The 17,165-nt window shown below is 25.6% G+C and carries 8 protein-coding genes; 4 read left to right on the top strand and 4 right to left on the bottom strand.

All coding sequences use genetic code 11. The features are described from left to right. Positions 1 to 77: 77 nt before the first annotated feature. Complete coding sequence (locus tag MBBAR_RS06700) at positions 78 to 1,244, bottom strand: ATP-binding cassette domain-containing protein (RefSeq protein WP_080460533.1); 1,167 nt, start codon at positions 1,242 to 1,244, stop codon at positions 78 to 80. A gap of 114 nt (positions 1,245 to 1,358) precedes the next feature. Continuing rightward, on the bottom strand, positions 1,359 to 1,886 hold the full coding sequence (locus MBBAR_RS06695) for a PadR family transcriptional regulator (RefSeq protein ID WP_080460532.1): 528 nt from the start codon (positions 1,884 to 1,886) through the stop codon (positions 1,359 to 1,361). A gap of 426 nt (positions 1,887 to 2,312) precedes the next feature. On the opposite strand from MBBAR_RS06695, the gene MBBAR_RS06685 reads away from it, so the two are divergent. Beyond that, the gene (locus tag MBBAR_RS06685; protein ID WP_080460530.1) at positions 2,313 to 3,080 is read left to right on the top strand and encodes a sugar phosphate isomerase/epimerase family protein; all 768 of its coding nucleotides are present in this window, start codon (positions 2,313 to 2,315) and stop codon (positions 3,078 to 3,080) included. A 30-nt stretch (positions 3,081 to 3,110) separates the two neighbouring features. Here MBBAR_RS06685 and MBBAR_RS06680 read toward each other — a convergent pair whose 3' ends face one another. Continuing rightward, positions 3,111 to 3,902: an HAD family hydrolase gene (locus tag MBBAR_RS06680; protein ID WP_080460529.1), complete on the bottom strand. Its 792-nt coding sequence runs from the start codon at positions 3,900 to 3,902 to the stop codon at positions 3,111 to 3,113. Between the two features lie 837 nt (positions 3,903 to 4,739). Further along, a complete protein-coding gene (locus tag MBBAR_RS06675; RefSeq protein WP_080460528.1) occupies positions 4,740 to 5,324 on the bottom strand; it encodes a hypothetical protein in 585 nt (194 codons plus the stop codon). A 733-nt stretch (positions 5,325 to 6,057) separates the two neighbouring features. Between MBBAR_RS06675 and gatA the strand changes: the two genes are divergently transcribed. The 3 genes from gatA (at position 6,058) to MBBAR_RS06660 (ending at position 17,151) form a co-directional block, all read left to right on the top strand. After that, complete coding sequence (gene gatA / locus MBBAR_RS06670) at positions 6,058 to 7,443, top strand: Asp-tRNA(Asn)/Glu-tRNA(Gln) amidotransferase subunit GatA (RefSeq protein WP_080460527.1); 1,386 nt, start codon at positions 6,058 to 6,060, stop codon at positions 7,441 to 7,443. Positions 7,444 to 7,665: 222 nt separating this feature from the next. Beyond that, the gene (locus MBBAR_RS06665) at positions 7,666 to 9,324 is read left to right on the top strand and encodes a nucleotide-binding protein (RefSeq protein ID WP_080460526.1); all 1,659 of its coding nucleotides are present in this window, start codon (positions 7,666 to 7,668) and stop codon (positions 9,322 to 9,324) included. Positions 9,325 to 9,663: 339 nt separating this feature from the next. Then, entirely contained in the window at positions 9,664 to 17,151 is a 7,488-nt protein-coding gene (locus MBBAR_RS06660) for a transglutaminase-like domain-containing protein (RefSeq protein ID WP_080460525.1), read from the top strand. Positions 17,152 to 17,165 lie beyond the last annotated feature (14 nt).

Below are 17,165 nucleotides of genomic sequence, written 5' to 3'. Positions count from 1 at the left end.
AACTCTTGTTATAATTATTATTTTTGATTATCTGTAGTTATTATATTTATTATCATCTTTATTTATTTATCAGTGTATTATTCATCAATTATATTTATATTAGTTTTATCAACAGCTTTTTTACTAGTAACATCTACAAAAACATCTTCCAAGGAAGGATCTCTAGTATTAATTGATTTTATATTACCATCATCCTTAATAACGATTGCAATAACATTACTCACACTATTTTCAGCAAATCTATCAACAGCTATGGTTAATCTAGTACCATCACTAGTTTGATTAGAAGTAACATGATAAACAACATCTAATTTTTTGATATCTTCTAAAATTTTATCATTCATATTTTTAATCATTATACTAATTTCTTTTGAATGTTTCTGTATTTCTGCAAGATATTCTGGGCTGTGGTTATCTGGATCTTTGTCAAAAAGAGCTGTAGGAATACTTTTATGCTTTAATGATTCTTCAATTGATTTTAATTCGTCTGATTCTTTTTCAGTGAATTCTCCTATACTGGACAAGCTTTCCATTTTTTTAAGAACTTCTAGCTCGTTTTTATGCATTAAATTATCTTTTAATCCTTGAGGAGTATCATATGCAGCTAATTCTCCTAAATTCATAATACCAACATTTTCACATAACATTTCTACTTCATACATATCATGAGAACATAAGATTATAGTATGGCCATGATCATTTAATTCAGCTATTAAATCCCATAAAACCATTTTAGTGGTAGGATCTAAACCTATTGTTGGTTCATCTAAAAATAAAACATCTGGTCTATGAATTAAACTTGCTACTACGGATACTTTTTGTTTTTGACCTCCAGACATCTGTTTAACTAGTTTATCTTCAGCATACTTAATATCAACTAGCTCCATGAGTTCTGGGATTCTTTCTTCTTTTTCATCTTCATTGAGTCCATAGTAGTCAGCACAAAGTTCTACATTTTCTTTAGCTGTTAAATCTTTATAAAGACTAACAAGCTGTGGAACCATTCCTATTTTCTTTCTTACTTCATTTGGATTTTTAGTAACATCATAACCTCCAACTGTTGCAGTTCCACTTGTTGGCTTTATAAGACAGGTTAACATTTTTATTGTTGTGGTTTTACCTGCTCCATTTGGTCCTAAAAATCCAAAAATACTTTTATTTTTTATTTTCATATTTAAGTCATTAACAGCAAGAAAATCACCATATTTTTTTGTAAGTGAATCGGTTTCTATTGCATATTTCATTTATTCACCTCTTTTTAGTTTAAATCCCTTTTTTATCTATTTTAAATATTTTTATTTAATTATTTTAATTATTCAAATGCTACTTTACTTTTTAAGACTTTTTTTTGGGATGTTTTAACATTCTTTTTGATTTTTACAATCTTTTCCTGCATTTTTATGAGGAACTATAACATCTCTCCAAAATTCTTTCATTATTGGTGGAACATCTCTATGAGGCTTTTTCTTTATTAGTTCAATGGTATTAATTCCTTTCTCTGTAGCTTCATAGAATTTTAATTTTCTTTTTCCTTGAAATTCCCAATCTCCTTTTATTAATCCATTTTTTTCTAACTCATGAAGGATAGGATATATTTTATTAGGACCAGGTCCTTTAAATTTTAATTTTTTCGTGGTATTTCCTTCCTTCATTTTTTTTATTATTTCATATCCATGAATTCTTTCTTTTGTTATAATCCAAAGAACTATTATTTTTAAAAAACCTTTCATAACTCCTAATAGCAATGATTTATCAAATTCACCCACCATTGGAAAATCTTCATTTTCTTCTATGAATTTTTCATCATCTTCTTCATAATTATCTTTTTCTAAGTCTTCATCCATATTTATTTCTCTATAATTGCTGTTTATATTAATCATATTCATCCCATTCCTCAGAATATTTTCAATAAAAGGTTTTAGAGTATAAAATCTAATTGGTCTTCTATTTTAGCCTAATATTCAGAATACCTTAATTTTATGATTCTTTATAAAATATTTTATAATTTTTATAATGGTGCACTTCAACTCAATATATATAAAACTGATATATTCAAATTTGTATATATCAACTTTTTGATATATCTTTATTATAGATATTTTTCTATATATAAATCTTTTCATAGATACTTTTTTCAGATAAGATAATTTTTCATAGGTACTTTTTTCAGATAATTTTTCATAGATATTTTTTAGATTTTGCTTTAAGATGCTCTTTGATACTTTTTTCATCGATAATCTTATAATATTTAGAAATAAATATAAAACAATTCTAATAAAAATAGATGGGAAAATGAAATTAGGAGGGAAAAAATGAAATTGGGATTTTCATCATTATCACTTTTTATGAAGTCTTTAGAAGAAATTTTAGATATAGCTACAAATGATAAGTTCGATCTTTTAGAGATACTTTGCGAAGGTCCTTACTGGCCAAGAAATCTTCTTAATTCACAAAATCATATAAATCTTGAAGTATTTGATTCATATGATATTGAATTGATGTTACATAGTCCAACTATCGATTTAAACCCTGCTAGTATGAATGAAGGCATAAGAAACGAAACAGCTAAGCAAACAAAAGAAGCATTGGATTTAGCAGCTAAGATTGGTGCATTAGCAATTACTACTCATCCTGGTGTTGTTCATAGAAAAGAAGAAAGAATTAGAAATTTAGCAATTAGATTCTGCATAGAAACCTTGAAAGATTGTCAAAAATATGCTGAAGATGTAGGTGTGATACTTTCAGTAGAGAACATGCCTAATAAACAGGAATATTTAGCTAATTCTCCAGAAGAACATAGAAAACTAGTTGAATCTGTTGGATCTTCAGCTACAATTGATTGGGGGCATGCTAATACTTATAAATCTCCTTATGAATATTTAAAAATTCCTAATATTAGCTATTTTCATCTTAATGATAATGAAGGTGAAAAAGATTCTCATATTCCTCTTGGAAAAGGATCAGCAGATTTTAGTAAGAATTTTTTAAACCAAGTTAAAAAGGGAATAATAGAATTAAATAATTATGAGGATGTTTTGAAAAGTAAACAATATATTTTAAAAGAGTTGAACACTGATTAAATTTAAAATTCAATATTTAAAATTCAATATTTAAAATTCAATATCTAATACTTGACATATTTGGTTTATAACAATATCTGCAGCATCAAAAACTTTTTTTGATACTTCTTCATCTTGTTCAAGTGTAAGAACTGCTAAATCAGCTTTTTCAAATGCAAGTATGTCATTTGGTCCATTTCCAACCATCATAACTTTATATCCTTCTTCTTGTAATTTAGCAACAATTTCTCTTTTTCTTTTTGTATTAGCTGTTTCAAAAACATTTTCTTCAGGTATGTTTATGATTTCTGCAAGTTCATACAATGACTTTGCTCTATCTCCTGATGCTATAAATGTGTGGATCCCTCGGTTTCTGAGAGTTTTAATAACTTCACTAACATATGGAAACACTTTTCCTCCAGCAGCTATAACATAATCTACTTCATAGGTATTTAAATTTAAAATAAAAGCAGAACCACTACATAATTCAATGAAATTATTCTCTGCACTAAGTTGGTAAGCTGTTTCATGGAATTCTTTTAGTTTAATATTACTTTTTTTTAATATTGGTAGTATTTCTTCTTTTGAAATATTTGAAGATGAGTAGCTGATGTCTAATGGGATATTATAGTTTTTTATGAAATCATACAACTTTTTTTCACCATTAGCTAACATAATACATTTTTTTGTATCGGTTTGTATTACAACAAGAGCACTATTCCCTAATTCATCTATTAAATCTAAAGAATTATTATCTGCTCTTTCACCAGTTTTAATGTTTTTAACAACTCTACATCTTTCTAATAGTGTTCCTGCATTATCAAAAACAATAGCTTTTTTCATATTAAATACCTATATTCTAGTGGTTTTTATAAATTACTAAATTATTTAAACTTTAAAAATATAATTATATTATTAATTTTTTATATAATTGTATATATTAAATATAATTTTTGGAAATATCTTAACTTTTTTACTTTTAAAAGCTCTCTTATAAAAATGAAATATGAAAAAGAAATGAAAAAGAAGTGAAAAATAACTGAAAAAATAAAATAATTAGTAATATTGCAGGAGAAAATATTAATTTGAAAAAAATCAAATATACTTCTTAATAAAATAAATTGAGAGTGAAAAAAGACTAGTAAAAGTTGACGAGAATGTTTCTTCAATGCTGAATGTTACTGATCAAGAAGAGTTCCTTGAATTTATTAAAAACAGATTTAATAATATTTTATTACTCATATAACTATTTTAATATTACTTTGAAAAGTATTCTATTTTTTCTTTTTTATATTATGATTTTATTTAAGAATTATTAAGAAAAATATTTCTCATCTGAAACTATAACTATTTTATTATTATTTTTCATCATCTAATAATTCAGGGATTTTAGCATTTCTTTTTGTTAAAATACTTTGACCTTCTTCTTCTCCAATTCGTTTTCTATTATCTCCAGCTATGTTCCACACTCTTTGAGCTATATCTTTACTTTTTTCAAACCCTTTAGTGTTTTTTAGTTTTTGTTTTTATGACTAAAAAGATGGTATGCTGTTAGCTGTTGAAATTAGCCTTTATCGTAAAAAGATTGAGAAAATGTTACATGAGGGTATGTTGTGAGGGTAAGTTTTCTGATTTTATTGAAACTTGGCATGGATGAATTTGCAATGAATATACGAATATTTAAACTATAATTGATTCAAATCTACAATATTTAGGTAAATAAACTCCAGTACCTATTGTGTAATGTAATGTTTTAGTTTTTGGATGATAATAATAATTAGTGTAAAACTTAGGCTTGGTTTTTACATGATAAGTTTTGTATTTTGTTTTTAGTGAATATTTGAAGTCAGTCATTTTGACTTTTATTTTAAGGTTTATAGGTTTTTTAATTATCTTCTTGACAAGTTTATAATTATATACAACAAAATCTTGTTTTTTATAATCATACTTATATTTAGTTCCTACATAGATTTTCCCGTTTTTCTTTATTATTTCATTTTTGTGTCCATGAGATACATCTCGACTACCTTTAGGTATATTACTTATACCCACCCAATATTTATCTTTATAATAATCCTCGCTAACATGGACATTATATTGTGTTTTACCTTTTTTAATATAGAAATCTTTGTAGATATCCTCATTATATTTATCATATTTCCATTTCCCACCAGTATACTCTTTAGCCATCACAGTGTTAGCTAAACATAATGCCATTAGCACGGTTATTATTAATATTATTGTTATTTTTTTAAAATTTGTCATTTTTAATCACTAACTAATATTTTAGTAATCATACTATTTATTGTTGTTGAGAAATCTTTTGTTTAATAGTTTGTTGCCTTATATCTTCAGACACTTAGATTAATTGTTAGTATATGATAAAATTAAATCTATTGACTTAATTTAGAAAATCATTTAATTGTTAATAAGATAAATATTTAATATAACTAAAACTTTTACTATTTTTTTTTTATTTGAGGTATTTAAGTAGTTAATTATAAAGTTACAAGATTAAGAATTTTAAATGTAAACTTTTTTATAAATATTAGGTTTTTTCTGATTTACTGAAAAATTTATTATTTTTTAATTTAATATTGATAGTTTTTGAAAAGTAATATTTATTATTGTAATTTAATATATTAATTAAAATAGTATTTTTTTGTTCAAAAATTATAAATATTCTCATACCATATCTTACATTAGATCTTTTAAAAATACTTATGATATTTACATAACTTATGATATTTACAAATATTATTAAATATAATTATCAATTAAATGTAGTTATTAATTAAATATAATTATTAATTAAATGTAATTATCAAATATTATTTTATCAATTTCATAAAAATTTTCATAAGAAAATATTATAAAAATTATCAATTATCATAAAAAATAATTTAAAAACATATTTAATTTAAAATTCGTCATATTTATTGTATAACTATATATAGCTACTAAATAAGCTAATTATAGCTAATAACTGGGTGTTGTAATGAATACTTTTGAAAAATCACAAAAAATTAAAAACAATGATTTAAAAGCTACTGAAAACTTGGAAAATTTTATAGCAACAATCGAAAAAAATAATCCTTCTATTAATGCGTTTTTAGAGATAAATAAAGAATCTGCATTATCTCAAGCTAAAAAAATTGATGAGAAAATTAAAAATGGATTGAAAATTGGATCTTTAGCTGGATTAGTGTTTGGAATAAAAGCTAATATAAATGTAGAAGATAGAATAATCTCTGCAGCTTCTAAAACATTGGAAAATTACTATGGAAGTTATGATGCTACAGTTATAAAGAAGATAAAAGAACAAGATGGGATAATTATTGGAATGTGTAATATGGATGAGTTTGCAGCTGGTAGTTCTACTGAAAGTTCATATTTTGGAGCTACTGAAAACCCTGCTGCTCCTGGTCATATTCCTGGTGGTTCAAGTGGTGGTAGTGCTGCAGCTATTGCTTCTGAAATGTGTGATATTACACTTGGTTCTGATACTGGCGGTTCTATAAGAAATCCTGCATCTCATTGTGGTGTCATTGGATTTAAACCTACTTATGGTGCAGTTTCAAGACAAGGTCTTCTTGATTTATCAATGAGTCTTGATCAAATTGGTCCTCTTTCAGATAATGTGTCTGGGATTTCTATGGCTCTTGATACAATTGTAGGTTATGATGAAACAGAATGTACTAGTTTAAATCAAAAATTCCCTTCTTTTACTGATATAGCTACTCAGGGTCATGAGAAATTACAGGAAGATGTAAAAGATATGAAGGTCTTATGCATCAATCAATTCAAAGATGTAACTGATGAACATATAAATAAAATAATTGATGAATCAGTTGATAAAATTGGGGACATGGGTGCTGAGGTAGTTGAATCTAGCTTCGATTATATTGATTTGTGCTTACCTACATATTATCTTATAAACTATGTTGAGTTTTTCTCAAGTACAAGAAAGTATGATGGAAGAAAATATGGTCATAAGATTGAGGATGTTTGTGGTGAAGAAGTACTTAGAAGAATAGAGATGGGTTCATATATATCACAACAAGAATTCAGTGGAAAATATTATAAAAAAGCATTACAAGCAAGATCACTTATTAGAAATGAAATTAACAAGTTATTATCTGATGTTGATCTTATTTTAGGTCCAACTGTTCCTAAACTTCCCCATAAAATTGGAGAAAAACTTGAGCCAATGGAAATGTATGCTTATGATGTTTTAACAGTTATAGCTAATTTAGCAGGTATTCCTGCTGGAAGTATGAAAGCTGGGGAGTATAATGGAATTCCAGTTGGATTACAGCTTCAAGCTAAGCCAAATGATGATGATAAAATTATTAAAACTATGGCTGCATTAGAATCATTATAATAATAAATTTAACACTATTAAATTGTTTTTAATATTGTAATAATTATTTAAAATCGAAATACTTACTTAAGATTAAATTATTTATTTAATATATTAATAATTATAATAAATATTTAAGAAATATTTAAGTTAAGAAATATTTAAGATCAAAAGTATTTATTAAAATATTTTAATTTTAAAATCATAATAATTAATCATAATAATAATATTACTAGTTGAATCATTATGAAAATTGGATTAGTTTATGTCAAAGGAGCTCTTCCAGGATTTGAAGATTTTGGAAACTTACCAACAGATATTGTTAAATCAAATGGTTTAATTAAAGAGTCTAATGCTTTAAAAGCTAGTGAAGAGCTTGATGCAATCATAATTCCTGGAGGATCTCTTCTTGAATCTAATTCTGTTTCAACTGATTTAGCTAATGAAATTACTAAAATGGCTCATGATGGAAAACCAGTTATTGGAATATGTTCTGGTTTCCAATTATTAGCTAATGAAACTGATGTTGGACGAAAATCTCCATGTCCAATTATTAAAAAAGGTTTAGGTTTACTTGATGTTAATTTTTCTCCTTTAATTAGTAATGATCGTATTAATGCTGTTATATCTGATAATAATAACTCTTTTTTTACAAAAAATATTAGCTCTTCTGATTTTATAACTGGTTTTCATTGTCATACTTATGGTAAAATTGAAATTATTGATGAAAATGATGATAATAGTTCTAAAGATGAAAATACTATTAAAAACAATTTTGGAGCTAAACCATTACACTATTCTAAAATTAAACGAATGAATTATGGGGATACGGATTCTTCTATTCTTTCAGGTGTTTCTAATGATGATGGAAATGTTATAGGTACAATGATTCATGGAATACTTGATGAAAACCCTATAATTGTTGATAATATTCTTGATTATATTGGTGCTAATTATATTGAGCTTGATGATATATTTAAAGCTAATGAAAAACTTAAAAAATTCATAAAAAGTGAATTAGCTATTGATACTGGAATAACTACTAAAAATATTAATAGATGTAATGAATTTAAAAAAATTATTATTTCTTCTATTAACAATAAAATAACTAATTCTAAGGATATTAATTTTTACAACCTTGATTCTTTTAATAAAGAAATTCCTCCCACTCTTATGATTGGAAGTACTGGTTCTGATTCTGGAAAAACATTTATTGTAAGTGGTATTACAGGAGCTTTAACAAAAAAAGGGTTAAATGTAGCTGTTTTAAAAGTTGGACCAGATGTAAGAGACATAGAACCTTCTCTTTATTTAACAAAAAATAAGATGGAGGATTATTCCTCAATTAAAATTGGTCATATTGGATGGATGGATATTGAAGAAACCTTAAAAAGATTAAAAAATTCCAATTATGACTTTGTAATTATTGAAGGAGTAATGAGTGTATTCACTGGTATATTAAATGAGAAAATCCCTTATTCTGGTGCTGAAATAGCTGTATCATCAAATATCCCTATTTTAATGGTTTCTGGAGTTAATAAAGGTGGAATAGAGTCAGCAGCTGTTGATTTAGTTTCACACACAAATAAATTAAAAGAGATGGGGGTTAATGTTAATGGAATCTTATTAAACAAGGTTTATGATGAGAATATATTTAACAATGTTTCTAGGTTTATAGCTACTGAAACTGGTCTTTCAGAAGAAGATATACTTTATCTTCCAAAGATAAAGATGGATATTAGGAGTACAACTCCAGAAGTAGAAATAAAATTAGAAGAATTTTCAAAATATGCTTTAAAAACAGTTGAATCATATCTTGATTTAGAAAAAATAGTTAAAATGGCAGCTATTCCTGGATTTAAAGGATATTTGTCTTTTGATGATATAAAGAAGTTTTTTTAAGTTTTAATTTGTTAATATATTATCTGATTTAAATATTTTTTATACTTTTGTAATATTTTTTTATAATACTTTTTTATACTTTTTTATACTTTTATAATACTTTTTTATACTTTTATAATACTTTTTTATACTTTTATAATACTTTTTTATACTTTTTTATACTTTTTTTATTTTTGTAATATTTTTGTAATGTTTATATATGATGAGGGATAATATTTATATAACATAAAGAATGTTCGCTATTTATATAAATTGTTATTTTTGATTGTTGTGATGATTAGATAGTTATTTTATAGTAGATGATGTGATGAATTTAGGAATTTAAGGGGAACACGGGAAATGAGTGATGTTGATAAGTTAGTTCGTATATTTATTCTATTTTCTTTTATAACTTTATTTTCATTATCTTTAGCATCTGTTAGTAGTGCTGGTTTTGATGATATTCGTGAAACTATTGCTGATACTGATCCAGGTAAGACAATAACACTTCAAAATACTACTTATAACGGTGATGGTTCTGGGATATTAGTTAATAAGAATATTGTTATTCAAGGTCCTTCTGGTCAGTATGCTACACTTGATGCTAAAAGTGAAAGTCGTATTATGAGGACTGGTAATAATACGGTTGTTACTTTTAGGAGAATTATTTTTAAAAATGGTTTTCTTGAAGGAACTGGTGCTGGTTCAGCTATTCGTGCAGGTGGACAGATAATTATTGAAAATTGTACTTTCCTTAATAATCAAGGCGAATCAGGAACAGCTGTTTTTTTATCTCCAGATGCAGATAACTCTAGGATAAATAACTGTATTTTTAGGGGAAATAAAGGTATTTATGCTGGTGATGATGATTGGGTTGAAGGTGCTGCTGTTGATGTTCATGCAGGGAATGTTAATATTACAAATTCTGTTTTTGAAAATAATCAGGCACTTGATACTGGAGGAGCGATTAATTTTGCTATTCAAAGTGTAGGTTCTCAATTAATTAACTGTAATTTCACAAATAATAGTGCATCAACTGGTGGGGCAATAAAAATTCTCAATACTGATATTCTTATTCGTAATTGTAAATTTACAAGTAACATTGCTACTTCAGGTGGTGCTATTAATCTTCGCGATTCTAAAGTCAGATTAGAAAATTCAACATTCACTTCTAACTCAGCAGCAAATAATGGTGGGGCAATCTATAATGATTTATCTAATGTTTCACGTAATGGCTATTTGAATATTTCTTCTTCGAGTTTTAAAGATAATAATGCTGTTAATGGTGGAGTAATATATTCAAAAAATATCTTAAATATTAAAAACTCTAACTTCACAAATAACAGGGCAACAAATAATAGTGGAGTTATCTATTTATCCAACATTACAATGCTTTTAAACACTTCATCACTTGTTAATAACAGTGCAACAAATGGAGTAGCAATATACTCAAGTTCTTCAAATATAACAGCTAATTATAATTATATAGCTAATAATACAGGTAACAAATATGTTTACATTACTGGATCAAGCACTCATATTGATTTATCTTATAATTGGTGGGGTGAAAACAATAATCCATTAATTAACCATGTTACTAACTCTAGTAGTGTTGTTTTAAGTGATTATTATACTGTTAAAGTTAAATTTATTAGTTTAGAGGGTAATTTAGCTACTTTTAATTATTTTTTAACTCTAAATAATAGTGAAAACTCACTTGGTTCTAATTATTTACCAGTTTTTTATGGTGATTATTATAATGGAACCAATCATACTCGATTTCAAACTAATACACAAAAAACAATAACCACTAGCTTAAATAGTGACAAGCTATTTAAAGTTAGTGTCGATGACTTTTTAGGTTATCTTGTTGTTTTTGTTAATGATACTTATGGTGATGACTTTTATAGCGGTAGTTCCTGGGAATCTAGTCTTAAAAGTTTGAAAAAAGCAGTAAATCTTGTGATTGATGGTGGGTATGTTTATATAGCTTCATCAGTTTACAATGGAGTGAATAATACTAATATTTTGATTGATAAAGATGTAAATATTATTGGTGCTAATGGAAGTGAAGGTATTGTTTTTGATGGTGAAAATAAATTTAGTATTTTTAAAATTTACAATGCAGATGTGAAAATTAGTAATATTACATTTATTAATGGTAATAGTGCTAATGGTGGAGCTATTTATTCTGATAATTCTAATTTAACCATAAAAGACTCAAACTTCTTAAATAATACAGCTACTAATACTGGTGGGGGATTAGCAATCAATGGTGGAGGCTATTTCAACCTATCTAATATTAAATTTTCTAATAATCATGCATCCTATGGTGTGGGAATTTACTTAAAAAATACTACTAATTTTAACTTATACTCATCAGTCTTTGAAAATAATACTGGAATTATTGGTCAATCAATATACTTAAATAAGGATAATAAAGGGTTTAATGTTTCATACTCCTTGTTTTTAGATAATGGTAATAGTATTGTTTTTTCCAATGGTTCTAATACTGGTTACTTTGATTATAATTGGTGGGGAAATAACAATTACACTAATCATACTAATCTAAAAGTAAATAGCTATTATACTGCAATTTTCACTTCCAATAAGACTGTTAATACTGTTGTTGGTGATAATTGCACAATATTTTATTCTTTTCACTTGAATAATACAATAAATAAAGGAAATATAAACTTTCTGCCTGATTTTAATGTTTCACTCTATCAAAGCGATATATTCCTTGATTTATTAAATGTAAAAGAAGATAAGACATTTAAATTTCTATTAAAGCATGTTTATAATAATCTTTCTATTTTTACAAATAATAGAGTTTTCTTTTTTGAGTATTTGGTTGGTAAAGGTAAATTAGAAATTAAAAACTTTACTATATTGGTTGATAAAATTAATTATGCTGACAATATAACTTTAAAGATAGATTTAAAATATAATTTCACAGGAAAACTAAATATAACTCTAAAAACAGCTAATAAGACTGACAATAATATTTTAACAAGAGAAATAAGTTTTAGAAATGGTATTGGTTATTTTGATTATGTTATAACTTTATTAACTAATGTTTTATTTGATATTCAAGGAACCAATAATGTTGATTACAATAATACTAATAATATCAGTACTTGGGGTGTTGTTAAGTACTATCTTAATATAAGTAATATTATTATTCAGAATTTTAACTATGGAGATGATTTGAATATTAATATTGACTTATATCTTTTTTCTCTTAATCCTAATATTACTCAAGTATTTAATGTTACTGTTAATGGTGAAATAAGGGAAATAAGTTTTATTAATAATTATGGTGTTTGGGTTCATACAGTAACACAGGCAGGAACAGTAAAATTTAATGTTAATTTAGAAGAGGATGATTATTACTATTCTGCAAATAAAAACACTAGTAAATTCTTCAACTGCACATTCTATATAGATTCTGTAAATGGTGATAACAGCAACATTGGAACCAGCTCAGATAAAGCTTTCAAAGATTTTAAATATGCTTTAAATCTGCTTATTAGTGGTGGGACAATATATGCACTAAAAGGAAACTATACTGGAGAAAATAATACTAATATAACCATTAAAAAAGATGTAAACCTCTATGGACTAAATAATATCATATTCACCACAAAAAATGATAATATGAGAGTGTTTACTGTAGAAAACGGTTTATTATACATAGCTAATATTATATTTTCTGGTATTAATTTTAATGGTGATGGAGGAGCAATATATACAATCAATAAAGGTTGCATTGAGATTATTGATTCAAAATTCATAAATAACAATATTGATGGTAATGGAGTAATCTATCTTAATTCAACTGGAAGCCTTATAAACAGAACAGAATTTATTAATAATACAGCTTTTAATGGAGGAGCTATTTTTATAGAAGGTGATAATAATATTATTACTTCTTCAGAATTTATGAATAATATAGCTAATCAAGGAGGAGCAATATTTATTAAAGGAGATGAAAACACTGTTAGCTATACTCGATTGTTTAATAATAGTGATCATACTTTAAAACAAGTCTATAATACTGGTTATGGATCTAATTTGTCTTTTAATTGGTGGGGAGATAATTTTAATCCTTTAGGTGCCCATATTAATAATACGGGTAGTATAAATTCACTTAATTATTACAAAGTAGTTTTTAAGGATTTAGGAGATAGTTCATATTCTTATCAATTAGCTTTAGATGGCACAACAAATTCTGATGATATTTCTAATTTCTTATCTTTTAATGGTTATTATCATGATAAATTATCTGACCTTCAAGGAAGTTTTATAGCTAATACTAATCTACAAATCATTAATGTTAATGGTAGCCTTGGTTTTGTAATGTTTAATGTTGATAATTGGAATAATATGATGATATTTGTCAATGGAACAGGAGGATCTGATTTAAATAATGGTACTGATTGGGATGTTGCAGTAAAAACAATACAAAGAGCATTAGAATTAGTTGTTGAGGAAGGAACAATTTACATTGCAGGAAATATTACTTATAAATCACTTAATAATTTGAACCAGACTGTAACTAAGAATATTACCATTATTGGAGCGTCTAGCTATAGTGGTGGAGCTATAATTTTAGATGGTGAGAAAAATCCAGATATTAATGTTTTCACAATTATTGACTCAATAGTTACCCTCAAAGAATTAGTTTTCACGAATATTAACGGAACAGCTATCAATAGCATTAATTCTAAATTAGAATTATTAAAATGTGATTTTATAAATAGTACAAGTGATATTGGTTTAATTAGCTTAAATAATTCTTATGTTGAATTTAATGATACTAAGTTTAGTTTTATTGATGGAAAAGTGATTAATTCTTTTAAAAGTGATTTAAAGTTTAATAATAGTTTATTTATTGATATTAAAACTAATAATGGTATTATTCATGGTTTTAACACTGATTTGATTTTTAATAATACAGAATTTAGTAACATTATTGGTAAAAGCTCTATTATTTGTGTTGATAGTGGAAATATTAATGCTTTTAATTTAAATTTCGTGAATGATAATATTAGTACTTTTTATGTTAATAATAGTGATTTAACTATTGAAAATAGCTTATTTGAAAATATTAGCCTTAATAATAGTGATATTGATCTTATTCATGTTGTTAATGGGAATTTAACTGTCAATAATACTGTTTTTAAAACTATTAGAAATGGATTGGTTTTATATTTAAATAATTCTAAACTTATTTTAACAAGTTCTAATTTTATAAATAATGATTTGAAAGCTAATAATCTTATTTATTCAACTAATAGTGAGTTGAAATTTAATAGGGTTAATTTTGTTAGTGATACTACTAATAATAATCTTATTTTTACTGATAATGGTAATTTATATATGAATTCTTGTATATTTGAAAATATTGTTGTTGATGGTTCTGTTATTTTTAATACTCATAGTAGTTCAAATTTTAATAATGTTACATTCTCTAATATTACTTTAATCGATGTTAACATTGTTAATGATGTTAATGGGGGAGTATATTTTAATGATATTATTTTTCAGGATATAGCTAATGGAACATTATTATATACTAATAATTCAAGTTTTAATATTGAAAATAGTAGATTTAAAAAACTTAAAGGAAACTTGCGTGTTGTTGAAAGTGTTAATAGTGATTTGAATATTATTAATTTGATTTTTGAAGAGATTAATTCAACAGCTAACTTGTTTTATGTTATTGGTGGTGATTTAAGTTTTAAAAATCCAGTATTTGAGGGTATTGTTTTTGAAAATGATTCTTTCTTGTTTTATACTAATAATTCTAATGTAAATATTGATAATTTTGTTTTTAACTCAACTATCAAAGGAAAACTCATTAATGTCCATGGTGGAATTGTAAATATTAATAATTCTGTATTTAAAAATTTTAATAACTCTAATATTATTAATAATAATGGAAAACTCAACATATTTAATTCTAATTTCACAAATATTCATAGTAATGGCGTTATTTATAATAATGGTGTTTTAAAAATCAGTAATTCATTATTTAAAGATATTAATTCTAATGAAAGTGTGATCTTTAATAATGGTTTTTTAGTTGGTTCTGGTTCTGTTTTTGATAATATTATTTCTGGTGGTGATAGTGGGGTAATATACTCTATAAACACTCTTAATATTGTATATTCTAATTTTACTAATAATAAAGCAATTAATGGTGGGGTTATTTATGCTAATGGCTCTGTGACTATTGATTCTTCTTTATTCGTTAGTAATTCTGCTGAAAATGGAGGTAGTATTTATTTAGGTCAAGGACAGTCAAATATTACTTACTCTCAGTTTAAAAATAATACTGCTACTAATGGTGGAGTAATATATTCTGGAAGTGTTTTAAACATTGTTGCTTCTAAGTTTGATGGTAATAATGCCACTAATGCTGGGGCTATCTATTCAACTAATTCTTTAACTATTAAAGGTGGAGGCATTACTAATAATAATGCAGATTATGGAAGTGGAATATATAATTCAGGTATTTTAAATCTATCAAGTGTTTTTTTTATTAATAATATTGCTAAAATTATTGAAATAGATATTTCAGCTCCTATTTCAGCAAAATCAGGATCTAATATAATTATTGAAGGGAAACTACTCTATGGCGATAATGTAGCTAATGTTATTTATACAACAAATGGAAATTTACTTATTAATAATGAAAAACCACTTATTTCTAATTATCCTTCAAACAAAAAATTTATTTTAGAGATTAATGGTAAATTAATGACGGAATTCTCTAATCAAGATGGATTAGTCATTTTTAATCTTATTTTAGAAGTTTCTAAAAACATAACATATAAAGCGACTTTATCTTATACTCATGAATTTGCTTCATTTTCTACTTTTAAAAATATTAAATTCATTTTAGATAGTAAAAATATGGTTAAACCTGTTTTAAATAATGCTACTTCAGCTGTTAATCCTAAAATTTCAACAACTACAACAAAAACATCTAATGTATTTTTACCTCAAGCAAAAACCATTAATATACCTCCTGTTAGTGTTAAAGAAGTTTATAAGAATAAGAAATGGGTTAAAGTTTCTATGAGTAAAACTTACAATAGTTTCCCTGATAAGAAACTTAGAATAAAAACTAAATACACGAAAAAAACTGTTAAATATCAATTTGTTAGTAAATTAAATCCCGGTAACAAGAAAAAAATTAATAAATATACTATTCAGTCTAATGTGACTTATAAAGATGGAAATAAGTTTATTAAAAGGATTAAAACAGTTAAAATTAGTTATAAATATAAATATCTTCCAAATCCTTATTTATCTTCAACATATGGCTGCAATGTGAAAGATTCGTTTATTAAAAAGTTAGCGAAAAAGTGGATTAAAGGTAAAAATACTAAAAAAGCCCAAGCAGATGCAATACTATCAAATGTACAGAAAAAAATTGAGTATGGTAATTATGGTGAAACACTTTATGGTGCTAGTGGGATGTATGACAAAAAGAAAAAGAAATGGCATAAAGGTAATTGTGTTGATTCTTCTCATTTAACAATTGCTTTGCTTCGTTCAATAGGCATTCCAGCTAGATATGAGAGAAAAATTGGATGGGTAAATGAGGATCATACTCAAACAACTGGGCATGTTTGGGTACAAGCATATGTTAACAATAAATGGTTACAGGGAGAAGCAACAGATAATAATCCAGTAGGTTTTAACCCTAAGTCGTATAAAAATAAAGTTTTTTCATGGTTTACAGATAAGTCATTAGATAAAAATAGTCATGTTATAACTTATTATTGGCCACCAGAACAAGCCCTAGATAAAAAATATGTTAAATTTAGCTAAAAAAGGAGAAGATG

Source organism: Methanobrevibacter arboriphilus JCM 13429 = DSM 1125 (assembly GCF_002072215.1).
GTDB lineage: Archaea > Methanobacteriota > Methanobacteria > Methanobacteriales > Methanobacteriaceae > Methanobinarius > Methanobinarius arboriphilicus.
The sequence above is the reverse complement of the archived record's forward strand: the minus strand, read 5'-3'. Positions and strand labels throughout refer to the sequence as shown.